Origin of the sequence: Bradyrhizobium sp. LB11.1 (assembly GCF_040549385.1) — a bacterium.
In the GTDB taxonomy this organism is placed as follows: domain Bacteria; phylum Pseudomonadota; class Alphaproteobacteria; order Rhizobiales; family Xanthobacteraceae; genus Bradyrhizobium.
On the sequence record NZ_JBEPTH010000009.1, the window covers coordinates 18,893 to 41,099 of the forward strand.

Here is a 22,207-nt window from a genome sequence, read left to right on the forward strand (position 1 = left end):
CTAGTTCCGGACTGCGTAAAGCGGCGTGCGTAGCGTCATCTGGTAGGACGGTTTCGGCATCCACGCGATCTGCGCGGTGATGCCGAACAGGCGGTTGTCGTTATCGTCCATCCGGTCGAGGTCGAGGCGCAGGATCGGCTGGGTGAAGGACTCCGCCAGCACCCGGCCTGCGATCTGTGCACCGCCGAACGACTGCATACCAAGGCGCCCGGTGAATTTCCAGTTGCTCGGCCATTGGTAATAGCCGCCGGCATAGAGGATCGTGTTCGGCCGGATGCTGGCGAATGGGCTCGCGATGGTGCTGGTGTATTGCACGCCGGCAAGCCAGCCCCTCGTTTCGTCCTCGTCGAGCGCGTAGTCGAACTCCAGGATGTTGTTGAATGAGTTCGTCATGCCCGTTTCGTTGGGCACCGACTGCGTCAAGGTCGATTGCAGCGTGATCGTCGGAAACGTCCCGCCATTCTGCTGATAGAGGTCGGCCTGCACGCCGATGTTCCAGCTGGTAATGTTGAATGCCGACCAGCCGCCGCCGATATCCGTCGTTGAGCCCGACACGCCGCCATAGAGCGAGACGCGATCGCTGACGTCGACCGTCAGCGGCAGGTCGACGGCGATTGATTTCGCCGCCGGCAAGCCGCCCGGCAGCGTCGCACCTCGTCGTGCCGCCAGGGCTTCGAAAGCGGCCGATAGCGAGGTGCTGCCGAAGCCGAGCCCAAGGGTGCCCGCCGGGATCGTCGCGTAGGTCGTGCGGAGATCGAGATAGATGTTCGGCACAGCCGGTCTTGCCGGTGCATCTTCCCCATCGTCAGCGGCGAAGGCGGCGCCTGCCGAAATTGTCAGGCACAGCATCCCCATCGCGACAGCGCGCAAAGCGGGGCGATGCGATGGGCTGTGATGGGACACGTGACAATCCGACGCGTGGCGATTTGATGGCGGAACCGTTGTTAGATGGAACGTGATCGCTCGTATGGTCAAGCGCTATCCGCAAGCGATGGACTGCACGGATACGCGCGATTACCATGCCGCGATCGCTGACACACTGGCCCGCCACTGTGCAGGCCGGCAATGGAGACGGCAGCCATGAACACGTCACGCCGCACCTTGCTCACTGGCCTGGCGGGGCTCGCCGTGGCTCCGAGCGCCGTGGCCGCTGCGCCGACGTCCGCCATTGGGGATGCGACAGTTGCCGAAGAACGCTTCGCGCGCATGATTGCCGCCGCGCATGCATCCGATGTCGCCTGCGCGCGCCAAGCCGAACGCTATGCGGATGCGCATTGGCCGGACTATGTCGTGGCAGCCAGGGCCGTGCTCGACGCGCGCGTGTGATTCGCGCCTTTATTTCTCCACCGCGCGCCTGACCTGCTCGCCGATCTGCGACAGCACGAGCTGCGCCTGCGGCAGGATCGCGCCCATGGCATGGAAATTGTGGACCATGCCGTCATGGCAGACGTGCTCGACCGCGACGCCCGCGGCGAGCAGCTTGCGCGCATAGGCATTTCCCTCGTCGCGCATCGGATCGAATTCGGCGGTGTGGATGATCGTGGTCGGCAGGCCTGAGAGACGCGTCGCGCGCAGCGGCGAGACGCGGGGATCGGCGGCATCCAGGCCCTCGGGCAGATAATCGGCGAGATCGGCCTCGATGGTGACGCGGTCGATCAGATGGCCCTCGGCGAAGGCGTCGCGCGAGGGTGAAGTTTCCTCGAAATCCAGCACCGGGCAGATCAGGCATTGCGCGACAATGGAAAGACCGGCGCTCTGCGCCGCCTCCTGGCACACGATCGCAGCCAGCGTGGCGCCTGCGGAATCGCCGCCGACCACCAGCCGCTCGGCGTCGATGCCGAGTGAGGATGCTTCGCGCGCGACCCACTCGGTCGCAGCGATCGAATCGTCGACGGCGGCGGGATATTTGTGTTCGGGCGCGAGGCGGTAGTCGACCGAAACGAGACGGCAGCCGGTCGCATGCGCCAGCGCAGCTGCGATACGGTCATGCGTCGCAATGCTGCCGGCGACGAGCCCGCCGCCATGAAAGAACACGAAGCCCGGCGCACGCTCGCCGGCAGACGCCGGCGAATAGAGCCGATAGGATAACTCGCCACCGGGGCCAGGCAGCGTACCGTCGGACGCCGTCACGTCCGGCGCATCAGTGCGTGCGAACTGCATCAGCTTCGCCAGCGATTGTCGCCGTGCCTCGACGCTCGGCCGGCTTCGCGCCTGCGGCGCAGCCGCAGCCATCATGGTCAACAAGCGCTTTGCAAGCGGATCGAGCGGCATGGGAAACTCCGTGACGTGCCGACACTATAGCCGGTTTGGTCGCGCTGTCGTCTTAACCTCCCGGGAGAGGAGAGTTGATGCTTCGCCACAGCAAATCGTTTAGAAATTGGGACAATAGTACCCGGGCATTTTTCGAGGGGAGGCCGGTCATGGCCGAGATCAAGAAGCCGATCGAATATTCGCCGAGCTGGACCTTCTTCGAGGGCAAATGGCATGACGGCAACGTGCCGATCATGGGGCCGCGCACGCATGCGGCCTGGCTCGGTTCGGTCGTGTTCGACGGTGCGCGCGCGTTCGAGGGCGTCGCGCCCGACCTCGATCGTCACGTCGCCCGCGCCAATCAATCCGCGATCAATTTTGGCCTGAAGCCGGTGGTCGATTCCGGCGCCTGGCTCACGCTCGCGAACGAAGGCATCGCGCGCTTTGCGCCGAATGCGGAGCTCTATGTCCGCCCGATGTACTGGGCACAGAACGGCTCGGGTGGCGGCGTGCTGTTCGACCCCGAGACCACCAATTGGTGCCTCTGCATCTACGAAGCGCCGATGCCGAAACCGGTCGGCAATGCGATCACGCTCTCGCCGTTCCGCAGGCCCACGGCCGAATGCGCGCCGGTGGATGCGAAGGCGGCCTGCCTCTATCCAAACAATTCGCGCGCGTTGGCGGAAGCGGCCTCGCGCGGCTTCCAGAACGCGCTGATGCTCGACATGCTCGGCCATGTCGCCGAGTTCGGCAATTCCAACGTGTTCATGGCCAAGGACGGCGTGGTCTTCACGCCGGTGCCGAACGGCACCTTCCTCAACGGCATCACGCGTCAACGCGTGATCAGCCTGCTTCGCGGCGACGGCGTCACCGTGGTCGAGAAGACGCTGCGCTATGCGGATTTCCTTGCCGCCGACGAGATTTTTTCATCCGGCAATTTCGCAAAAGTCGCGCCGGTAATTCGTATCGACGAGCGCGAGCTGAAGCCGGGGCCGTTTTACGCCAAAGCGCGAAAACTCTATTGGGACTTTGCGCATGCGGTGAAGCTGGCGGCGTAGGCCGGCGCACTCCTCGCGAACTCCGTCATTGCGAGCGCAGCGAAGCAATCCAGAGTCTTTCCGCGGAGGGATTCTGGGCTGCGCTCGAGATGACGACGATGAGACAACCGGGCAAGGTAGCCGCGGGCGTGCTCGCGGCCGGTACGGCTTACGAAGGATCTACTCGTCCTTCTTCGACATCTTTTCGAGGCGTTCCTGCATGTCCTTCATCTGCTGGCGCAGGTCGTCGATGTTGGTGTCCTTGGCTGGTTCGGCGCTGGCATCGGGCTCCGTCGTAGCTCCCGCGGGGCGTCCCGCGGCGCCCGGCGCAAACGGCTTGAACATCGAGAAGGTCTGCTGGAACAGCTCCATGTTGCGGCGGACCTGCTCCTCCAGCGGTGCGAAGGGCGTGCCGGAGAGCGAGTTGGCGATCTGCTTGCGGAACTTCTCCTGCTCCTGGGTCAGCGTCGCGATCGACTGCTCCAGATATTTCGGCACCACCATCTGCATGCTGTCGCCGTAGAAGCGGATCAACTGGCGCAGGAACGTGGTCGGCAGCAGGTTCTGGCCGGCCTTGTTCTCCTGCTCGAAGATGATCTGGGCGAGCACGGAGCGGGTGATGTCGTCGCCGGACTTGGCGTCGTAAACCAGGAAATCTTCGCCGTCCTTGACCATGGCGGCGAGGTCTTCCAGCGTCACGTAGGTGCTCGTCCCGGTGTTATAGAGCCGGCGGTTCGCGTATTTCTTGATCGTGGTGGGTTGGTCTGATTTCGCCATGGGCTCTCACTTGCAAACGCTGAGAACGGGAACCTGCCGGGCTATGCCGCAGGGCGGGAAGAGTACGCAACGCAACAAAGTAAGCATTTTCAACGGGAGCACGCTACCGTTTTGTGCGGCACGGTTAATCGCGCAGCTAAAACGTGCTTGCGAAAGCGCCAAGAACGCTATTTTGAATGCGCTGCGGCATGAATTCGGCCACCGGCCGATTGACATGCCGCAACGACGTTAACAGGATGCCGTCCGAGACTGGCGAGCCGTTTCCCCAGCCCCGCCTGCCCCCATTCAACACCAGGAGATGCCCATGTCAGACGATGTCGTCATCGTCAGCGCCGCCCGCACCCCGGTCGGAAGCTTCAACGGAGCGTTCGCGACCCTTCCCGCCCACGATCTCGGCGCGATCGCCATCAAGGCCGCGCTGGAGCGCGGTGGCATCGAGCCCGGCCGGGTTTCCGAAGTCATCATGGGCCAGATCCTGACCGCCGCTCAGGGCCAGAACCCGGCCCGCCAGGCCTCGATCATGGCCGGCATTCCTGTGGAGAGCCCGGCCTGGGGCGTGAACCAGCTTTGCGGTTCGGGCCTGCGCACAGTCGCGCTCGGCTATCAGGCGCTGCTCAACGGCGATTCCGAGATCGTCGTGGCTGGCGGCCAGGAATCCATGAGCATGGCTCCGCACGCCCAGTATCTGCGCGGCGGCGTCAAGATGGGTGCGGTCGAGTTCATCGACACCATGATCAAGGACGGCCTGTGGGATGCCTTCAACGGCTACCACATGGGCAACACCGCCGAGAACGTCGCGCGGCAGTGGCAGATCACCCGCGCCCAGCAGGACGAGTTCGCGGTCGCCTCCCAGCAGAAGGCCGAGGCCGCGCAGAAGGCCGGCAAGTTCAACGACGAGATCGTTCCCGTCACCATCAAAGGTCGCAAGGGCGACGTCGTCGTCAGCGCCGACGAATATCCGCGTCACGGTGCGACGCTCGACGCAATGGCGAAGCTCCGTCCAGCCTTCGAGAAGGAAGGCACGGTCACCGCAGGCTCGGCCTCCGGCATCAATGACGGCGCTGCCGCCGTGGTGCTGATGACGGCCAAGCAGGCCGCCAAGGAAGGCAAGACACCGCTCGCGCGCATCGTGTCCTGGGCGCAGGCCGGCGTCGATCCGAAGATCATGGGCTCGGGCCCGATCCCGGCCTCGCGCGCCGCGCTGAAGAAGGTCGGCTGGAGCGTCGGCGATCTCGACCTGATCGAAGCCAACGAGGCCTTCGCGGCGCAGGCCTGCGCCGTCAACAAGGATCTCGGTTGGGATACCTCCAAGGTCAACGTCAATGGCGGCGCGATCGCGATCGGCCATCCGGTCGGCGCTTCCGGCGCACGCGTGCTGGTGACGCTGCTGCACGAAATGCAGAAGCGTGATTCGAAAAAGGGCCTTGCCACGCTGTGCATCGGCGGCGGCATGGGTATCGCGATGTGTCTGGCGCGCGACTGACGTTAGCTGACGCGTAACTTACGCGTCGTCCGCGCGTGCGCTGCACTCGGATCGAGTGCGTTGCACGCGATTAAAAAGGCAGCGGTTGCAAATCAAATATTCTTCGCAACCGCGCAAGCCTCGACTAAATACGAACGCCCGGCTCAACGCCGGGCGTTTTGTTCTTGATGTCCGTCAAACCAGCCGCATAATCCATCACTAAAAAGATCACCCAGAAACGTCCGAAGAGTCCAAGGGAAGGAATACGATATGGCACGAGTTGCATTGGTGACGGGTGGTACGCGGGGCATCGGAGCTGCGATCAGCAAGGCGTTGAAGGCGGCCGGCTACAAGGTCGCGGCGAGCTATGCCGGCAACGATGCGGCGGCGGAGAAGTTCAAGGCCGAGACCGGCATCGCCGTCTACAAATGGGACGTCAGCAATTTCGATGCCTGCGCCGAAGGCGTGAAGAAGGTCGAAGCCGAGCTCGGCCCCGTGGACGTGCTGGTCAACAATGCCGGCATCACCCGGGACACTGCCTTCCACAAGATGACGCTCGAGCAGTGGAATGCCGTGATCAACACCAATCTCGGCTCGCTGTTCAACATGACGCGCCAGGTGATCGAGGGCATGCGCGCCCGCAAGTTCGGCCGCGTCATCTCGATCTCGTCGATCAACGGCCAGAAGGGACAGTTCGGCCAGGTCAACTATTCCGCGGCAAAGGCCGGCGACATCGGCTTCACCAAGGCACTCGCGATCGAGAACGCCAAGGGCGGCATTACCGTCAACGCGATCGCGCCGGGCTACATCAACACCGAGATGGTGCAGGCGGTGCCGAAGGATGTGCTGGAGAAGAACGTGATCCCGCAGATCCCGGTCAATCGCCTCGGCGAGCCCGAGGAGATCGCGCGCGCGGTCGTGTTCCTCGCAGCCGACGAGGCCGGCTTCATTACCGGCTCGACGCTGACCATCAACGGCGGTCAGTACCACGCCTGATAGCGCGCCAAGCCTGTAGCTTCAGGCGCGACAAGACGATAATGAAGACGTTATGCCCGGCCTCGTGCCGGGCATAAGCGTCCTCAGAGCCTCTCGATCGATGAATCCGCGCACTGCAACCTTGATCGGATTGACCGCGATCCTGATGTGGTCCCTGTTGTCAGTGATGACGGTGGCGACCGGAAAGATTCCGGCGTTCCAGCTCGCCGCCATGACGTTCGCGATCGGAGGTCTCGTCGGCCTGCTCACCTGGATCGGCCGCGGCGATGCGGCGAAAAGCCTGCGCCAACCGCTGGTCGTCTGGGTGGTCGGTGTCGGCGGCCTCTTCGGTTATCACGCGCTGTATTTCCTCGCGCTGCGCTTCGCGCCGCCGGCCGAAGCCGGACTTCTGAATTACATGTGGCCGCTGCTGATCGTGCTGTTCTCGTCATTGCTGCCCGGCGAGCGGCTGGCTGTGCATCACATCATCGGCGCCGGGCTCGGTCTCGTCGGAACAGTGCTGCTGTTTGCCGGCAGCGCCACCGGTTTTGCGCCAGGCCAGGTGCCGGGATTGATTGCGGCGTTCATCGCGGCGTTCGTCTGGGCGGCCTATTCGGTGCTGTCGCGGCGATTGAAGACGGTGCCGACCGACGCGGTCGCGGGCTTCTGCCTCGCCACATCGGTGCTCGCCGCGCTGATGCATGGTCTGCTCGAAACCACGGTGTGGCCTGAGACCGCGCTGCAATGGCTCGCCGTGATCGGGCTCGGCATCGGCCCCGTCGGCGCGGCCTTCTACGCCTGGGACATCGGCATGAAGCGTGGCGACATCCGCGTGCTCGGCGCCGCCTCCTACGCGACGCCGCTATTGTCGACCGGCTTCCTCATCGCCGCCGGCTTCGCCAAAGCCAGCACCAACATTGCGATTGCCGCAATCCTGATCGCCGGCGGCGGTCTGATCGCGGCTAAAGACATGGTGCTGCGGAAGCGGTGAGCCTACGGCTCCCAGCCCTTCGGTGCGAGCTCGAATTTCGCGAACTCGAAGGCGGGTGCCACCGTGCAGCCGACCAGCGTCCATTCGCCGGTGGCTTCCGCCATCTGCCAGGCGTCCGCAGGCACGATCGCCTGCGGCCGCTCGCCGCGCACAAGGTCAGTGCCGAGCCGCACCTCGTGCTGGGAGCAGCCGTCATGGGCGATGCGCAGGGTCAGCGGGCTGCCGGCATAATAGTGCCAGGTCTCGACCGCATCGATACGATGCCAGTGCGAGCGCTCGCCGCGCGCGAGCAGGTAGTAGATCGACGTCGAACGCGATCGACCATTGGCGTCCGTGGTCTGGTCGCGAAAGGTCTCGCGGTAATGCCCGCCCTCGGGATGCGAGCGGAGTTCGAGGCGCGCGATGATCTCGGCTGCGGTCGGCATCGATCCCCGTCAGGGCTTGTTCTCAGGACTTGTTTTTGCGTTCGCGCAGCTCGCCGAACACCACGGCGGCATCCGCGCCCTTCATGTGTAGCCTGGCCGCGACCGACGGTTCATCAGCGCGCAGGAACACGTTTGCTCGCTTCTCATCACCAAGCAGTGAGGGAATGGTCGGCTTGTTCTCCGCCCGCAACCTCGTCACTTCCGCCGCGCGCGCTTGAAGGGCCGCATTGTCCGGATCGACGGTCAGCGCGAATTTGACGTTGGAGGCCGTGTATTCGTGGCCGCAGTAGAGCTTGAAGTCGTCGGGCAGGGCACGCAGCTTCAACAGCGAGTCCCACATCATCGGGTAGGTGCCCTCGAACACGCGGCCGCAGCCGATCGAGAACAGCGTATCGGCGGCGAACAGCGTCTTCTCGGTGTCGAACACGTAGGAGATGTGGTCGAGCGTGTGACCGGGCGTCTCGAGCACGCGCCCCAGCAAGGTGCCGACCTTGACCACGTCGGCATTGGCGACGCGCAGATCGACATCGGCGATCTTCGTCGTCTTGTCATGCGGCGCGACGACGCGGCAATTGTACTTCTGCTTGAGTTCGGCGACCCCTCCGACATGATCGCCGTGATGATGGGTGATCAGGATGTCGGTGAGCTGCCAGCCCTCGCGTTCCAGCGCCTTGATGATGGGGCCGGCCTCCGGCGCGTCGATCGACGCCGTCGCCTTGGTTTCCACATCGTGGATCAGATAACCGAAATTGTCGTTTAAACAGCTGAAAGTACGAATTTCGGCAGCCATGACATCTCCATCGCGCTCAGCCCCGTCAGACAAATATGGCGTTAACGTTGCGCAGGCAATGCAATATTCAGCGCGCAGCCGCCGCCTTGTGCATGGTACATTGCCGTCATGACCATTGATGTCGTCGATCTTCGCGAGTTCTATTCCCGGCGCCTCGGCATCGTGGCGCGGCAAATGATCAATCGCGGCATCAGAGAGCGCTGGCCGATCGCCGACGGCCAGCGCGTGCTCGGCATCGGCTATCCGACGCCCTATCTCGGGCTGTTCCGCGAGGACGCCGAGCGCTGCATCGCCTTCATGCCGGCGGCTCAGGGCGTGTTGAAATGGCCGACGGGGAGGCCCGCGCTGGCCGCACTGATCGACGAGTTCTCGCTGCCGCTTCCCGACGCTGCGGTCGACCGCATCCTGCTGGTCCATGCGCTCGAGATGTCGGACGATCCGGCCGCGCTGTTGCGGGAGGTCTGGCGGGTGCTGTCGCCGTCCGGCCGCGTCATGGCGGTGATCCCGAATCGGCGCGGCGTGTGGACGCGCAGCGACAACACGCCGTTCGGCCACGGCCGTCCCTATTCGCGCTCGCAGATCACGGACCTGCTGCGCCAGACCTGGTTCACGCCGACCGGCTGGGGCGAGGCGCTGTTCATGCCGCCCTATGCGGGCCGCTGGGTGCTGAAATCGGCGCAGATGTGGGAACGCGCCGGAGCTGCGCTGTCGCTGCCCTTTGCCGGCGTCCACATCGTCGAGGCGACCAAGCAGGTCTATCGCGCGATCCCCGCCAAGCGCGAACGGGCGCGGCTGATTCCCTCGTTGAAGCCGGTGCTGGTGCCGTCCTCGACCACGGTGAGGCGGACCTGAAAGCAAATCGTCCCGGCGAAGCCGGGACGATGCAGTCCTGAAAGTTCAGAAGATTTGGTGCGGCTTACTCGCTGGGAGCGAGATCGTCGCCGGACGCGGCTGGAGCTGCTTCGCGCTCGGGGCGAGGGCCGCTATGCGGCCGGCGGCGCCGCCGCGGGAAACGTTCGCCAGCACCACTATTGCCACCTTCGAAGCCGCCGGGAGCACCGTTCGTCTGCGGCTGGGCACCGGTGATGAAGGAGGGAAGGCGGTCGACATTGCCGGCGTCTGGTGCAACCGGCTGCGGCTGGCTCTGCGGTTGCGGCTGGGGTTGATATTGCGGCTGCGGACGGTGGTCGCGTTCGCGGTGCTCGCGCGGCTGCTGCTGATCACGCTGATAGGGCTGCTGGTTGTTGTCGCGCTGTTGGTAGTCACGCTGGTGATCGCGCTGGCCGTCGCGGTCGCGCGAGAAGGGCTGCTGCTGCTGTGGCGGCTGCGGAACGAAGCCCGGCTCTTGGCCGAAATTCGAGAAATTCTCGCCGTCGTCCTCGCCGTCATCGCCGCTATTGTTGCTGCCCGTGGCCTCATCACCGCGCGGCTGCTGGTTCTGCCGGAACTGCTCCTGGGCGGCCGCAATCAGGCGGAAATAATGCTCGGCATGCTGGTAGTAGTTCTCGGCCGCGACCGGATCGCCGGAGGAGGAGCGCGCGTCGCGCGCAAGTTGAAGATATTTTTCGGCAATGTGCGAGGCGGTGCCGCGGATCTTGATATCGGGGCCGTTGGATTCGTAGACCCGGGTCATCGGGTTCTGGCCGCGCCGGTTATTATTATTGTTATTATTGTTGTTGTTATTGTTGCGGCTGCGCATCCGCTGCTTGTTCTGACCGTTTCTCATGTCCTGCCTTTAATTCCAGCCCTAAAGGTTGCACGCATTACTGATTGCAGAGAGTGACCTGATGACAGCGGTTCACATGCCTCGCGCGCACCGCGCACAAGAGCGGATTGAACCCTGCCGATGTTCGTCGACCGTCGCGTTCAACAAAGACGCGTTCCCACCGCCAGCATCCATTGCCAGCGAACCCATTCATATCGCCTGCCGAAACAAGCCCAGCTGTGTTGCGTAAGTTTTCAAGCGCAATATCAGGCTTTCGTTCACGTTGCGGTCGGAAAGCAGCGTACCTCAATGGGCCATCGCGCTTAACAGGACCTGCGGCTTGGAACCTTAAATCAGTGAAGCTCTCGCCTGAGAGCCCGGCTTTCGCCCGTAGGTCTACGGGGCCGACACCGATGTGTTGACCGGAAGGTAGTCGTTCCCAGGGGATATTCCAAGAGGTTTTTTAGAGACCGATCCGGCTTTTATCGGGGCATTTTTCGGGCCGGGACGGCCCTCGGAATGCCCCCCAGGTCGGCTTTGGGCGGCCTGTCCACCGTTAACGCCGCGGCCGTCATCAAGGTCTGGATATCGGCGGCCTGCCCCTGCCCGGCCTCGACGATGAGTGCGCCGCCGGGCGCGAGCCGTTCGGCCGCCTGCGGAATCAGCGCGCGGTAGGCGTCATAGCCGTCATTGCCGCCGTCGAGCGCCAGACGCGGATCGTGCTCCCGCACCTCGATGCTCAGTTTCGGAATTTCCTCCGCAGGAATATAGGGCGGGTTCGACACGATCAGATCGAACGGGCCGTGAAGCGCCGACGCATAGGAGCAGGCGACGAAGGCCGCGCGGTCGGCGAGGCCTAGCGCGGCGGCATTGCCCCTGGCGGTGCCGAGCGCAGTGAGGCTCAGATCGGTGCCGACGCCGAAGGCATCTGGAATCTCGTGCAGCAGCGCGAGCAGGATGGCGCCGGACCCGGTGCCAATATCAGCGATGCGCGGGCGCCGCCCTCCGGTCGCGCGTTCCCGAAAAATATCGAGCGCCAGCTCCACCACGGTCTCGGTGTCCGGCCGCGGCACCAGCGTCGCCTCGGACAGCCGGAACGGCAGGCCCCAGAATTCCCGCACGCCGAGAATGCGGGCGACCGGCTCATGCGCAAGACGCCGCTGCGCATATGCTTCGAGCCGCGCAGCTTCGTCTGGTGTGAGATTTCGTGCCGCCTGCATGATCAGGGCGGTCAGATCGAGCCTCATTGCGGCGCCGACGAGCAGGCGCGCGTCGAGGGCCGGCTCTTCGATGCCGGCCGCTTGCAGCCGCGTCGTGAGGGCGCGTCGCGCACTCTCGATGCTGAGCCCGGAATTGGAATTTTTCGCCAATGGAGCCATCCTGCCTGGCATCGTGGATAGATCGCCGGCAATGCTTGCGTCAACGGAAAGGAGCGCATTTGATCGCGCCTCGCAGAGAAGGAGGGCATCCATGACGGCCTATGACGATCAGAACGTTTTCGCAAAGATCCTCCGCGGCGAGATCCCCTGCTTCGAAGTGTTCAGGGACGAGCGCAGCTTCGCCTTCCTCGACATCATGCCGCGCTCGCCAGGACACGCGCTGGTGATTCCCCGGGCGCCGGCGCGCGGCATCCTCGACATCTCCGACGACGATCTAGCCGCGGTCGCCCGGACCGCCAAGCGGATCGCGGTCGCTGCGATGAAGGCATTCGACGCGGAAGGAATTATCCTGCAGCAGTTCAGCGAGCCCGCCAGCGGGCAGGTGGTCTTTCACCTGCACATGCATGTCATGCCGGTCAGGGCCGGCGTCGATCTGCTGCCGGCGCAGACGCGCAAGGAAGACATGGCCGTGCTCGCCGATCATGCCAGGCGGATGACCGCGGCGCTTGGTGGCTGATCAAACGCCGAGATAGCGCTGGAGCAGTTCCGGCTGCGCCTTGAGCTCCTGCGCCGGACCCTCGTGGACGATGTGGCCGTTGTTGATGATGTAGATCCGCGTCGCCAGCGCCAGCGTGGCCGCAAGGTTCTGCTCGACCAACACGATGGTCTGGCCGGCAGCCGCGAGCTCGCGGCAGGCCTTGACGAGATCGTGGACGATGACGGGGGCGAGCCCCTCGAACGGCTCGTCCAGCAGCACGATCTTGGGATCGCGCACCAGCGCGCGTGCGATCGCGAGCATCTGTTGCTCGCCGCCGGAGAGCTCGGTGCCGCGATTGTTGCGCCGCTCCTTCAGTCGCGGGAACATCTCGTAGATGCGACCGAGCGGCCAGCGCTTCGGGGCGGTGAAGCCGGCGAGGACGATGTTCTCCTCTACCGACAGACTGCCGAAGATGCGCCGCTCCTCGTGCACGAGCTGCATGCCCGCCTGCGCGATCTTGTGGCTCCTGCGGCCGGCAATGTCGATGCCGTCGAACTTCACGCTGCCGCTGCGCGGCGTCACAACGCCCATCAGGCTCTTCAGCGTCGTGCTTTTGCCGGCGCCGTTGCGGCCGAGCAGCGCCACAACCTCGTGACGTTCGACATGCATGGCGACGTCGAACAGGATGTGGGAATCCCCGTAATAGCTGTTCAGGCCGTTGACCTCGATCAGGCTCATGCGGCGATCTCTCCGTGAACGCCGCCGAGATAGGCTTCCTGCACCGCGGCGTTGGTCTTGATTTCCTCAGGCGTGCCGGAGACCAGCACGCGGCCCTCCTGCAGCACCGTGACGCGCTCGACCAGCTCGAACAGCGAATCCATGTCGTGGTCGATGATGATCATGGTGCGACCGCGCGCGATCGATTTGAGCAGCTTGACGGTCTCGATCCGCTCGCGCGGGCTCATGCCAGCAAGCGGTTCGTCAAGCAGCAGCAGGCGCGGCGACGTTGCCAGCGCGAGCCCGATCTCCAGCCTGCGCTTCTCGCCATAGGCGAGCTCGGACACCGGCGTGTCGGCGCGGCGGGTCAGGTTCACCAGAGCAAGCGTGTGCTCCACCTGTTCCGTCAGGCCCTTGACGCCGGCGAGCGTACGGAACAGGTCGAGCCGGAATTTTCCGCGCAGCTCCGCGAGGGCGGCGATCGTCAGGTTCTGCCGCACCGTCAGGCCCGTGAAGAGCTGGTTGACCTGGTAGCTCTTGGTCAGACCGAGCTGGCAGACTTCAGTGACCTTCAATCCCGTGATATCGCGGCCCTCGAACACGATCTGGCCGGAGGTCGGTGCGATCTCGCAGGTCAGCATCTTGAAGAAGGTGGATTTGCCGGCGCCGTTGGGGCCGATGATCCCGCGCAGCTCGCCTTGATCGACGCTGAAATCGATGTCGCTGTTGGCGACGAGGCCGCCATAGCGCTTGGTGAGACCGGTGGCTTTCAGGATCGGCCCGGAATAGGTGGGATGCTCGACCGCCTTGGCCTGCATCGGGGCAGGCGGAGCTTGCGGCGGCGTCTCGACCTCAGCTTCCTCCTCCGTATCCGCAGCCTTCCGGTCTCGCTTGCCGGAGACGAGGCCGTAGAGATCGACGAGGCCGCCAACGATGCCGCCGCGCAGGAAGCAGACCAACAGCACGAACACGACGCCGAGCACGAGCTTCCAGGCTGCTCCCAGACCAAGCGCGGACTGGAGGAAATCCTGAAGGAACAGCCAGACAGTCGCGCCGACCAGCGGGCCGAACAGTGTGGCCCGGCCGCCAATGGCGGTCTGCATCACGAGCTGGCCGGACGTGTCGAACGTGAAGGCGTCAGGCGGCATGAAGGCCTGGAGCACCCCGAGCAGGCCGCCGGCGAAGCCCGCGTAAGCGGCTGCGATCACGAAGGCGGTCAGCTTGTAGCCGTGGATGTTGTGGCCGACGGCGGTGGCGCGCAGCGGATTGTCCCGGATAGCACTCAGAATCGCGCCGACCGGCGAGCGCACGATCCTGAGCGCAATGATGACGCCGATGAGATAACACAGCGCGATGAACTGATAGAGCGACCAGCCATTGGTGAAATGGACGGTGGTAAAGCCAAGATTGAAGCTCGGTGTCGGTACGCCCGGTAGGCCGTTCTCGCCACCGGTGAAATCCGAGAGCGGATTGAACTCGACGAAGAAGAACACTTCCGCGATCGCCACCGTGATCATGGCGAAATAGATGCCGGTGCGGCGGAGCGCGATCAGGCCGATCAGATAGCCGGTCCCTGCCGCCGCGATCATGCCGATGACCAGCGCGCCCAGCACATTGCTGAAGCCGGTGCGGGTCAGAAGGTAAGCGGCGACGAAGCCGCCGGTGCCGTAGAAGGCGGACTGGCCGAACGACAGCAGGCCGGTGAAGCCGAACAGGATATCGAAGCCGAGGCCGAACAGGCCCCAGACCAGGATCCGGTTCACGGTGTTGGGCGCAAAGCCGAGATGAGGCAGCACGAAGGGAGCCACGATCAGGCCGATGGCCGTCAGTGTCTCGATCAGGAACGGGCGTTGCTTGAGCATCAGCGGATCACTTATTCGCGGCCCTGGGCGCCGAGCAGGCCGTGCGGTCGCACCACGAGCACGAGCGTCATCGCCGCAAACAGCATCACATAGGCGTAGCCGGGGTTGAACATGGAGGTGACGCTGATGATCTCGCCGGCGATCAGGCCGCCGAGGATCGCGCCGGGGAATGAGCCGACGCCGCCGATCACCACCACCACGAAGGTCTGGACCAGGATGTCGTCACCGATGCCCGGTGTCAGCGACACCACCGGCGCGTTGACGATGCCGGCAAAGCCGGCGGCCATCGCGCCGATGCCGAACACGATCATGAAGACGCGGTAGACGTTGATGCCGAGCGAATCGACCATCACCGAATCCTCGATGCCGGCGCGCACGATCATGCCGAGCCGGGTCCGGTAGAGGATGATGAACAGCGCGCCGAGCGCGATCGCGACGATGCCGACCACGGCGAGCCGGTAGGTCGGATAGAACATGAAGCCGAGATTGGTGATGCCCTGGAACACGGCCGGCGGCGGCACCAGCTGCGACTGGCTGGAGAAGATCAGGCGCACGATCTCGACGAAGCAGATGCCGAGCCCGAATGTCACGAGCAGCTGATCCTCGTGCGGGCGGTGATAGAAATGGCGGATGATGACACGTTCCATCACGACGCCGAGCAGCATGACGAACAGTGACCCCGCGATAACGGCGAGAATGAACGATTCCGTGTACTGATAGGTGACGAAACCGGCATAGCCGCCGATCATGAACATCGCGCCATGCGCGAGGTTGAGCACGCCGAGCGTGCCGTAGATGATGGTCAGGCCGGAGCTGATCAGCGCAAGCAGGGCGCCGAGCGCGAGCCCGTTGAAAAGCTGCGAAACGAGATTGGGCCAACTAATCATGCAACAATCGCTGTTGTGACGCGCTACGGGCTTACGTCAAAAAAGGCGACGCCGCAGGTCCAGAGTAAGGCCTGCGGCGTCACAGGGGTTAGCTTGGGATCAGGTGTAGTCGCCGAGATGGCAGCCGAACGCGTCCGGCTTCTGCATCAGGCCTTCACCCGGGACGATCTCGACGATGTCGTACCAGTCTTCCTTGTTCTTCATGTCCTTCTGCTGCTTCCCCTTGACGATGATCACCGGGCGAATGCACTGGTGATCCTCGGGGCGGTAATGCACGTCGCCGACCAGGGAGGGGATCGTCTCGCCCTTTTCATAGGCCTTGATCACGTCGGGCGGATTGAAGCTGCCGGCTTGCTCGCACATGTGGGCCCAGTGCGCGAAGCTGACATAAGCGTTTTCGGCACCCCATTCCGGCTTGTAGCCGTACTTCTTCTCGAAAGCCGCGTTGAACATCTTGGCCAGCGGGAACTTGTCCTCGATGGTCCACCAGTAGTCGGTGGCGGCGTAGACGCCCTGCATCAGGCCGCCGGTCTCGCGCGCGATAAACGGCACTTGGTAGGGGACGACCAGCTTCATCTTGTCGAGCACGCCGAACTGCTTGGCCTGCTGGGTCGACAACACCGCGTCGTGACCCCAGTTGACGTTGATGAGCACGTCGGCGCCGGAGTTGGCGACGTTCAGCAGATACGAGGAATAATCAGGTGCGCCGAGTGGGGCGACCTGGTTGGTCACGGTGGTCCAGCCGGACGCAGCGAGGAAGTCCTGCATCGACTTGGTGACGGTGTGGCCATGGGTGTAATCCGGCGTGAGATACGCGGCTTTCTTACCCTTGCCGAACTCACGCACCATCACCGGGCCGATCGCGGCCGCGGCGGTCTGGCCGAAGAAGTTTTGACGGAAGCCGTAACGCACACAATCCTTGCCGGTGGTGTCGTTCGAGCCGGAGATACCGCACACGAACAGCACGTGCTCGCGCTGCGCGAGCTTGTTCAGCGCGACCGCAACGGCGCTCGAGGTGCCGCCGGTGATCATGATGGCCTTGTTCTCGCTGATGAAGCGCTGCTGGGCCTGAACCGCCTCGTTCGGCTTCGCCGCAGAATCCGCAACACCGAATTTCAGTTCCTTGCCGAGCACGCCCTTGCTGGTCTTCGGCGAGATCTTCTTGATCAGCTCGTGACCCTCGTTGATGTGCTCGATCGCGAGCTGATAGCCCTTGAGCTCGTCCTCGCCCTGCACCGCATAGGTTCCGGTGCGCGGCACCGAGATTCCGATGAAGGCGGTGGAACCCGACACGCCCGCGGGATAGGAGCCGATCGCCGGCTTGTCCTCGGCAAAAGCCGGCATCGCCGGCAGCATCGAGCCGCCGATGAGGCCCGCCGTGGTCTGAAGCAGGCCACGGCGCGAAAGGCCGCGGCGGATAAGATCGTCAGTCATGGTCGTTTCCTCCGAACATCGTTCTTGTTTGCAGGCAAAACACGAATTGTCCAGCGTCGGCCGGCCCCGTAGGCCTGCCCGCGCCGGGCACGTCACATCCGCGTGTAGCTCTTGGACGTAAGCATCGCTTGTGAAGGCCGTCTGTCAATTTCGTCTTTGGTCGAACGACGAAAATTATGTCGTGAAAACATGTCGGATGGCGATATATATTAGCCTTTGTGAGTACGAAGCTGGCGGGTTCGGCGAAAGAAATGGCGCGGCAGACGACAGTGGCAGGTGCCCGGAAGCGACGATCATGGTTGCAGGAGACGGAGCAGCCTGAGGCGGCGCGGCCCGCTGAGGCCAATGACCAACGTGCGACGCCGCAGTCCGGCGAGGCCTCCCGCACGCCCGAGCCACGCAATCGGCCGACCGGCGAGCGAGGACCGGCTGTCGGCTCCGTTCAGGCCAAGCGCGCGCCGGTGCCGATGAAGCGACTGAGCGTACGGGCCCAGAATGTCCTGAAGGAGCTCGCGGTCGAGCTCACCGGCGAGCAGCCGCCGAAGGGGACTTGGTCGCCTTCGCGCGATCTGATGCGCGCGCTGACGGCCGAACGCCTCGCGACCGCGCGCAATTGCGGTCCGCACACGATGCGGGAGATCGTCGACTGGGCGCAGGGTTGCGGCGTCACCATCAAGCCGGTGATCCCGCCCGGTGGCTCGCTGTCGCAGATGTGGGCGGAGCTGATTGCCAACGCGTCGGCCGGCGCCTTGACCAGTGCGGAGATCGCCGGCGCGCTGCAGCGCTCGATCCGGCGGAAGAGCGTCCGCATCCCGATCGCGTTTCAGGTCATCCTGGTGAAGATCCTGCTATCCAGCTTCGAATAGGCGACTGGATAGTTGTGCATCTGTGACGCCGGCCGGTTGGTCTGGCGGCGGTCGCTTGCTACTTTGGGCTATGTCTTCCGCGACGCGGGGCGACATCGTCGGAGCGAGCATGGTTCAAGCGAAGAAGGCGCAGCGGTCCAGGGTAACGACGTCGTCGCGGCGCACCGGCAGCACGATGCGTAATTCCGATTACGCCGCGCTGTCACAGTTTCGCTATCAGATCCGCAGCTTTCTGGCGTTTAGCGAGGCGGCGGCGGCCCAGCAGGGATTGACACCGACGCAGCACCAGGCGCTGCTTGGCATCAAGGGCTTTGTCCGTCCGGGACCAGCAACCGTCGGCGATGTCGCGCGGTTCCTGTTGATCCGGCATCACTCCGCTGTCGAGCTCATCAACCGCCTTGCCAAGCTCGGGCTGGTCAGCCGGGTTGCAGACCCCGAAGACGCGAGGCGCGTTCATCTCAAGCTGACGAAGAAAGGTGAGCAGAAGCTCCAGGCTCTTTCCCGGAAGAACCTCGAAGAGCTCCGCCGCGCTGCAAACCCGGCGTTGAGCTGGCTCTTGAAATCATTCCGAGTCTCCAGCGAGGCCTGAGCGCCTGCTACGCTGCCGCGCCTTGCGCCGCGAGCTGTGCGGCCTGGTGCTCAGTGGTCAGCGCATCGGTCAATTCGCCGAGCGCTTCGCCGGCGATCACCTGCGGCAGCTTGTAGAGCGTCAGATTGATGCGGTGGTCGGTGACGCGGCCTTGCGGGAAATTATAGGTGCGGATGCGCTCGCTGCGGTCGCCGGAGCCGACCTTTTCCTTGCGCTCGGCCGAGCGTGCAGCGTCGACGCGCTGCTGCTCGGCGTCGTAGATGCGCGAGCGCAGGATGTTCATGGCAGACGCGCGGTTCTTATGTTGCGAGCGGCTGTCCTGCATCATCACCACGATGCCGGTCGGAATGTGGGTGATGCGGATCGCCGATTCCGTCTTGTTGACGTGCTGGCCGCCCGCCCCTTGCGCGCGCATGGTCTCGATGCGCAGATCGTCGTTCTTGATCTCGACGTCGACCTCCTCGACCTCCGGCATCACGGCGACGGTAGCGGCAGATGTGTGAATGCGCCCCTGCGTTTCAGTGTCGGGCACGCGCTGCACGCGATGCACCCCGGATTCGAACTTGAGCTTGGAGAACGCACCGCGGCCCTGCACCTCCGCGATGATTTCCTTGTAGCCGCCGACCGTGCCCTCGCTCGCCGAGATCACCTCGACCTTCCAGCCTTGAAGGCTCGCGAACCGCTCGTACATCCGGAATAGATCGCCGGCGAACAGCGAGGCCTCGTCGCCGCCGGTGCCGGCGCGGATTTCCAGCACGACGTTGCGGTCGTCCATGGCGTCCTTGGGCAGCAGCGCGACGCGGATCTTCTGGACCAGATCGTCGATCTTCGGGTTGAGTTCGTCGCGCTCGGCCTCGGCCATGCTGCGCATCTCGGCATCGGTCGCAGGATCGGCGATCAGCGCCTCGGTATCGGCGAGTTCTTTGACCGCCGACCGATAAGTCTTCACCGCCTCGATCAGCGGGTTGATCTCGGCGAGCTCGCGCGTGACCTGCACGTAGCGTTCGGAGGAGAGCTGTCCCAGCGATTCGGCCTCGAGCGAAGCGTGATGCGCGAGCAGGACGTCCAGTTTGGCTTCGGGGAGTGACGACATCGGTATGGTCTCAAATGGCGGAAAGAGGCGAGGCGGCGGAGACGAGCGGCAGGCCCGCTACAACGCCAGGCCTTCGGCCTCGGCAAATTCCGTCAGCTTTTGCCGGATCGAAACGCTGCCGCTCGGCGCATCCAGCAGCGGGCCGAGCATCGCTTCGGCCCTCTTGGCGTCGAGGTCGATCACCATCGCCTTGACCGGGCCGAGCGCGGTCGCCGACAGCGAGAGCGAACGGTAGCCCATCGCGATCAGCGCCAGCGCGCCGATCGGCTTCGAGGCCATTTCGCCGCACAGTGACAGCGATTTCTTCGCGTCTTGCGACTTGCGCGCGATGTCGCGCAACGCGCGCAGGATCGGCGTCGACATGGTGTCGAAGCGCTCGGAGACCTTGGCATTGCCGCGATCGACCGCGAACAGGAACTGGAATAGATCGTTGGAGCCGACCGAGATGAAGTCGACTTTCCTCAGGAGCTCATCGAGCTGATAGAGCAGCGCCGGCACCTCGACCATGGTGCCGATGTCGATGCGCTCCGGCAGCGTGTGGCCGTGCTGGCGCAGATAAGTGAGCTCGCGTTCGACCAGTGCCTTCGCCGAATCGAACTCGGCGACCTCGGAGATCATCGGAAACATGATGCGCAGCGCACGGCCGCCGCCGGCGCGCAGCAGCGCGCGAATCTGGCCGCGCAGCAGGCCGGGACGGTCGAGCCCGAGCCGGATCGCGCGCCAGCCGAGCGCGGGATTCTCCTCGATCACCGTCTCCATATAGGGCAGCGCCTTGTCGCCGCCGATGTCGAGGGTGCGGAAGGTCACGGGCTTCTGGCCTGCGGCATCCAGCACGGCGCGGTAGAGCGCGAGCTGGTCGCTGGTGCGCGGCAGGCTCTGGCCGACCATGAATTGCAGCTCGGTGCGGAACAGGCCGATGCCGGCGCTGCCGGTGTCGTCGATATGGGGCAGGTCGATGGCGAGGCCGGCATTGATCAGCAGCTCGACCTTCTCGCCGTCCCTGGTGACGCAGGGCCGGTCGCGCAGCGCCACATATTGCGCCTGGCGGCGGGCGCGGAAACGCACCCGCTCGGCATAGGCCGCTTCGACTTCCTGCGACGGGCGCACATAGATGGCGCCCGAGGTGCCGTCGACGATGATGGCGTCACCGGGGTCGGCAATGCCGGTCGCGTTCGGCACCTCGCCGACGGCGGGAATACCGAGCGCACGCGCCACGATCGAAACGTGGGAATTGGCGGTGCCTTCCTCCAGCACGATGCCGCGCAGGCGCTTGCGGTCGTAGTCGAGCAGCGCCGCCGGTCCCATCGCACGCGCGATGACGATGGCATTGTCGGGCATCTGCTCGCGCGACGGCGCATGGTCCTGGCCGACCAGCTGCCGCATCAGGCGGTAGCCGAGGTCCTCGAGATCGTGCAGCCGGTCGCGCAAATAGGGATCGGTCACGCGCAGCATGCGGGCGCGGGTGTCGGATTGCACGCGCTCAACGGCGGCTTCCGCCGTGAGGCCGGTGGCGACCGCCTCGTGCAGCTTGTGCGACCAGCCCTGGTCATTGGCGAACATGCGGTAGGCTTCGAGCACGTCGCGGTGCTCACCGCCCTCGGCGACATCGCCGCGCTCCAGCATGCGGTCGAGATCCGAGCGCAGCTTGGCGAGCGCGGTGTCGAGCCGCTTGATCTCCTTCGGCAGATCCTCGGCGATGTAGTCCTTGATGACGACGCGCGGCTCATGCAGCACGACATGGCCGAGTGCGATGCCCTCCGAGAGAATCGCGCCGGCCTTCTGCGTCGAATGGCGCGCGGCCGGCTCAGCGCCGGGCTGGGCGAGCGCGGACAATTCGCCGGAGGCGATCAGCTCCGCCAGCACCATGGCGGTGGTCTGCAGCGCCTCGAGCTCTTCCTCGACATAGGTGCGCTTGGCGCGATTCTGCACCACCAGCACGCCGAGCGTGTTGCCGGCGCGCAGAATCGGCACGCCGAGGAAGGAGTGGTAGATCTCTTCACCGGTTTCGGGGCGGAACGAGAAGGCCGGATGGCTCTGGGCGTCGTTCAGATTGAGCGGCGTCGCCTCGCTGGCGACGAGGCCGACCAGGCCCTCATGGGCGCTCAGCACCGTATGGTGCACGGCCTCGCGGTTGAGGCCTTCGGTGGCGTAGAGCTCGAGCGTGTTGTCGATGCGCAGCACATAGGCCGAACACACCTCGGCCACCATATTGGCGGCGATCAGCACCACGATCTTGTCCAGCCGCTCCTGGGCTGAGACCTGCTCCGCCATGGTTTCGCGGAGCCGTCTCAACAAGACGCGGGGACCTCCCGACGCGCTCCGCATGAACCGTCAATCTCCTCCGTGTGCCCGGCCCGGCGATATTGGCCGGCGGCTGGCCTAAAATTCCAGAGAAACAATCAATCTGTTTATCCGGCGCGGGCACAAACCCAAATCTACTTGAGATTTTGCGCTTGCGCCGAATCAGCGCCACCTGAACTGGGACACAGT

General features: G+C 64.4%; 22 protein-coding genes. 9 read left to right on the plus strand and 13 right to left on the minus strand.

Annotated elements, in window-relative coordinates:
* Positions 1-870, minus strand: coding sequence for a hypothetical protein (locus ABIA96_RS22925; RefSeq protein WP_354139561.1), 870 nt, complete (start codon positions 868-870; stop codon positions 1-3).
* A gap of 210 nt (positions 871-1,080) precedes the next feature.
* On the opposite strand from ABIA96_RS22925, the gene ABIA96_RS22930 reads away from it, so the two are divergent.
* Complete coding sequence (locus ABIA96_RS22930; protein WP_354139321.1) at positions 1,081-1,326, plus strand: hypothetical protein; 246 nt, start codon at positions 1,081-1,083, stop codon at positions 1,324-1,326.
* 9 nt (positions 1,327-1,335) lie between these two features.
* Here ABIA96_RS22930 and ABIA96_RS22935 read toward each other — a convergent pair whose 3' ends face one another.
* Positions 1,336-2,271: an alpha/beta hydrolase gene (locus ABIA96_RS22935; protein ID WP_354139322.1), complete on the minus strand. Its 936-nt coding sequence runs from the start codon at positions 2,269-2,271 to the stop codon at positions 1,336-1,338.
* A 149-nt stretch (positions 2,272-2,420) separates the two neighbouring features.
* Between ABIA96_RS22935 and ABIA96_RS22940 the strand changes: the two genes are divergently transcribed.
* Positions 2,421-3,308, plus strand: a complete 888-nt coding sequence (locus ABIA96_RS22940; protein WP_354139323.1) for a branched-chain amino acid aminotransferase — start codon at positions 2,421-2,423, stop codon at positions 3,306-3,308.
* Positions 3,309-3,467: 159 nt separating this feature from the next.
* Here ABIA96_RS22940 and phaR read toward each other — a convergent pair whose 3' ends face one another.
* Positions 3,468-4,064, minus strand: a complete 597-nt coding sequence (gene phaR / locus ABIA96_RS22945; RefSeq protein WP_354139324.1) for a polyhydroxyalkanoate synthesis repressor PhaR — start codon at positions 4,062-4,064, stop codon at positions 3,468-3,470.
* Between the two features lie 304 nt (positions 4,065-4,368).
* Here phaR and ABIA96_RS22950 point away from each other — a divergent pair, with 304 nt between their 5' ends.
* From ABIA96_RS22950 to yddG, 3 genes are all read left to right on the plus strand, one after another.
* Complete coding sequence (locus ABIA96_RS22950) at positions 4,369-5,547, plus strand: acetyl-CoA C-acetyltransferase (RefSeq protein WP_354139325.1); 1,179 nt, start codon at positions 4,369-4,371, stop codon at positions 5,545-5,547.
* 249 nt (positions 5,548-5,796) lie between these two features.
* Positions 5,797-6,522: an acetoacetyl-CoA reductase gene (gene phbB / locus ABIA96_RS22955; RefSeq protein WP_028149509.1), complete on the plus strand. Its 726-nt coding sequence runs from the start codon at positions 5,797-5,799 to the stop codon at positions 6,520-6,522.
* Positions 6,523-6,622: 100 nt separating this feature from the next.
* Positions 6,623-7,492 (plus strand): aromatic amino acid exporter YddG, encoded by an 870-nt coding sequence (gene yddG, locus ABIA96_RS22960; protein ID WP_354139326.1) that lies wholly within the window; start codon positions 6,623-6,625, stop codon positions 7,490-7,492.
* Between the two features lie 2 nt (positions 7,493-7,494).
* On the opposite strand, the gene ABIA96_RS22965 is transcribed toward yddG, so the two are convergent.
* On the minus strand, positions 7,495-7,917 hold the full coding sequence (locus ABIA96_RS22965; protein WP_354139327.1) for a cupin domain-containing protein: 423 nt from the start codon (positions 7,915-7,917) through the stop codon (positions 7,495-7,497).
* 22 nt (positions 7,918-7,939) lie between these two features.
* On the minus strand, positions 7,940-8,707 hold the full coding sequence (gloB, locus tag ABIA96_RS22970; protein ID WP_354139328.1) for a hydroxyacylglutathione hydrolase: 768 nt from the start codon (positions 8,705-8,707) through the stop codon (positions 7,940-7,942).
* 108 nt (positions 8,708-8,815) lie between these two features.
* Here gloB and ABIA96_RS22975 point away from each other — a divergent pair, with 108 nt between their 5' ends.
* Positions 8,816-9,559 carry a class I SAM-dependent methyltransferase gene (locus tag ABIA96_RS22975; RefSeq protein WP_354139329.1) on the plus strand — a complete coding sequence of 248 codons (744 nt, stop codon included), beginning with the start codon at positions 8,816-8,818 and terminating at the stop codon, positions 9,557-9,559.
* A 64-nt stretch (positions 9,560-9,623) separates the two neighbouring features.
* On the opposite strand, the gene ABIA96_RS22980 is transcribed toward ABIA96_RS22975, so the two are convergent.
* Entirely contained in the window at positions 9,624-10,433 is an 810-nt protein-coding gene (locus ABIA96_RS22980) for a DUF4167 domain-containing protein (RefSeq protein WP_354139330.1), read from the minus strand.
* Positions 10,434-10,894: 461 nt separating this feature from the next.
* Positions 10,895-11,791: a peptide chain release factor N(5)-glutamine methyltransferase gene (gene prmC / locus ABIA96_RS22985; RefSeq protein ID WP_354139331.1), complete on the minus strand. Its 897-nt coding sequence runs from the start codon at positions 11,789-11,791 to the stop codon at positions 10,895-10,897.
* A gap of 91 nt (positions 11,792-11,882) precedes the next feature.
* On the opposite strand from prmC, the gene ABIA96_RS22990 reads away from it, so the two are divergent.
* Positions 11,883-12,308, plus strand: coding sequence for an HIT family protein (locus tag ABIA96_RS22990; protein WP_354139332.1), 426 nt, complete (start codon positions 11,883-11,885; stop codon positions 12,306-12,308).
* Here the strand turns inward: ABIA96_RS22990 and ABIA96_RS22995 are convergent, their stop codons facing one another.
* From ABIA96_RS22995 to ABIA96_RS23010, 4 genes are all read right to left on the minus strand, one after another.
* Positions 12,309-13,007 carry an ABC transporter ATP-binding protein gene (locus ABIA96_RS22995; RefSeq protein WP_354139333.1) on the minus strand — a complete coding sequence of 233 codons (699 nt, stop codon included), beginning with the start codon at positions 13,005-13,007 and terminating at the stop codon, positions 12,309-12,311.
* Complete coding sequence (locus ABIA96_RS23000; RefSeq protein ID WP_354139334.1) at positions 13,004-14,848, minus strand: branched-chain amino acid ABC transporter ATP-binding protein/permease; 1,845 nt, start codon at positions 14,846-14,848, stop codon at positions 13,004-13,006. The genes ABIA96_RS22995 and ABIA96_RS23000 overlap by 4 nt, the downstream gene beginning before the upstream one ends.
* A gap of 11 nt (positions 14,849-14,859) precedes the next feature.
* The gene (locus ABIA96_RS23005; RefSeq protein ID WP_354139335.1) at positions 14,860-15,735 is read right to left on the minus strand and encodes a branched-chain amino acid ABC transporter permease; all 876 of its coding nucleotides are present in this window, start codon (positions 15,733-15,735) and stop codon (positions 14,860-14,862) included.
* 99 nt (positions 15,736-15,834) lie between these two features.
* Positions 15,835-17,169, minus strand: coding sequence for a substrate-binding protein (locus ABIA96_RS23010; protein WP_354139336.1), 1,335 nt, complete (start codon positions 17,167-17,169; stop codon positions 15,835-15,837).
* Positions 17,170-17,420: 251 nt separating this feature from the next.
* On the opposite strand from ABIA96_RS23010, the gene ABIA96_RS23015 reads away from it, so the two are divergent.
* Both ABIA96_RS23015 and ABIA96_RS23020 read left to right on the plus strand, forming a co-directional pair.
* Entirely contained in the window at positions 17,421-18,035 is a 615-nt protein-coding gene (locus ABIA96_RS23015; protein WP_354139337.1) for a hypothetical protein, read from the plus strand.
* Between the two features lie 109 nt (positions 18,036-18,144).
* Positions 18,145-18,624 carry a MarR family winged helix-turn-helix transcriptional regulator gene (locus tag ABIA96_RS23020; RefSeq protein WP_354139562.1) on the plus strand — a complete coding sequence of 160 codons (480 nt, stop codon included), beginning with the start codon at positions 18,145-18,147 and terminating at the stop codon, positions 18,622-18,624.
* 7 nt (positions 18,625-18,631) lie between these two features.
* On the opposite strand, the gene prfA is transcribed toward ABIA96_RS23020, so the two are convergent.
* Together prfA and ptsP are read right to left on the minus strand one after the other, a co-directional pair.
* Positions 18,632-19,717: a peptide chain release factor 1 gene (gene prfA, locus ABIA96_RS23025; protein WP_354139338.1), complete on the minus strand. Its 1,086-nt coding sequence runs from the start codon at positions 19,715-19,717 to the stop codon at positions 18,632-18,634.
* A 57-nt stretch (positions 19,718-19,774) separates the two neighbouring features.
* Positions 19,775-22,042, minus strand: coding sequence for a phosphoenolpyruvate--protein phosphotransferase (gene ptsP, locus ABIA96_RS23030; protein WP_354139339.1), 2,268 nt, complete (start codon positions 22,040-22,042; stop codon positions 19,775-19,777).
* Between the last annotated feature and the right edge of the window lie 165 nt (positions 22,043-22,207).

Bases quoted from the DNA above. Each gene is read 5' to 3' on its own strand.
- gloB (WP_354139328.1), bottom strand. From the start codon at position 8,707: ATGGCTGCCGAAATTCGTACTTTCAGCTGTTTAAACGACAATTTCGGT.
- ABIA96_RS22965 (WP_354139327.1), bottom strand. From the start codon at position 7,917: ATGCCGACCGCAGCCGAGATCATCGCGCGCCTCGAACTCCGCTCGCAT.
- ABIA96_RS22975 (WP_354139329.1), top strand. From the start codon at position 8,816: ATGACCATTGATGTCGTCGATCTTCGCGAGTTCTATTCCCGGCGCCTC.
- ABIA96_RS23005 (WP_354139335.1), bottom strand. From the start codon at position 15,735: ATGATTAGTTGGCCCAATCTCGTTTCGCAGCTTTTCAACGGGCTCGCG.
- ABIA96_RS23020 (WP_354139562.1), top strand. From the start codon at position 18,145: ATGGTTCAAGCGAAGAAGGCGCAGCGGTCCAGGGTAACGACGTCGTCG.
- ABIA96_RS22980 (WP_354139330.1), bottom strand. From the start codon at position 10,433: ATGAGAAACGGTCAGAACAAGCAGCGGATGCGCAGCCGCAACAATAAC.
- ABIA96_RS22940 (WP_354139323.1), top strand. From the start codon at position 2,421: ATGGCCGAGATCAAGAAGCCGATCGAATATTCGCCGAGCTGGACCTTC.
- ABIA96_RS23000 (WP_354139334.1), bottom strand. From the start codon at position 14,848: ATGCTCAAGCAACGCCCGTTCCTGATCGAGACACTGACGGCCATCGGC.
- ABIA96_RS22930 (WP_354139321.1), top strand. From the start codon at position 1,081: ATGAACACGTCACGCCGCACCTTGCTCACTGGCCTGGCGGGGCTCGCC.
- prfA (WP_354139338.1), bottom strand. From the start codon at position 19,717: ATGTCGTCACTCCCCGAAGCCAAACTGGACGTCCTGCTCGCGCATCAC.
- yddG (WP_354139326.1), top strand. From the start codon at position 6,623: ATGAATCCGCGCACTGCAACCTTGATCGGATTGACCGCGATCCTGATG.
- phaR (WP_354139324.1), bottom strand. From the start codon at position 4,064: ATGGCGAAATCAGACCAACCCACCACGATCAAGAAATACGCGAACCGC.
- ABIA96_RS22995 (WP_354139333.1), bottom strand. From the start codon at position 13,007: ATGAGCCTGATCGAGGTCAACGGCCTGAACAGCTATTACGGGGATTCC.
- prmC (WP_354139331.1), bottom strand. From the start codon at position 11,791: ATGGCTCCATTGGCGAAAAATTCCAATTCCGGGCTCAGCATCGAGAGT.
- phbB (WP_028149509.1), top strand. From the start codon at position 5,797: ATGGCACGAGTTGCATTGGTGACGGGTGGTACGCGGGGCATCGGAGCT.
- ABIA96_RS22990 (WP_354139332.1), top strand. From the start codon at position 11,883: ATGACGGCCTATGACGATCAGAACGTTTTCGCAAAGATCCTCCGCGGC.
- ABIA96_RS23015 (WP_354139337.1), top strand. From the start codon at position 17,421: ATGGCGCGGCAGACGACAGTGGCAGGTGCCCGGAAGCGACGATCATGG.
- ptsP (WP_354139339.1), bottom strand. From the start codon at position 22,042: ATGCGGAGCGCGTCGGGAGGTCCCCGCGTCTTGTTGAGACGGCTCCGC.
- ABIA96_RS22935 (WP_354139322.1), bottom strand. From the start codon at position 2,271: ATGCCGCTCGATCCGCTTGCAAAGCGCTTGTTGACCATGATGGCTGCG.
- ABIA96_RS23010 (WP_354139336.1), bottom strand. From the start codon at position 17,169: ATGACTGACGATCTTATCCGCCGCGGCCTTTCGCGCCGTGGCCTGCTT.
- ABIA96_RS22950 (WP_354139325.1), top strand. From the start codon at position 4,369: ATGTCAGACGATGTCGTCATCGTCAGCGCCGCCCGCACCCCGGTCGGA.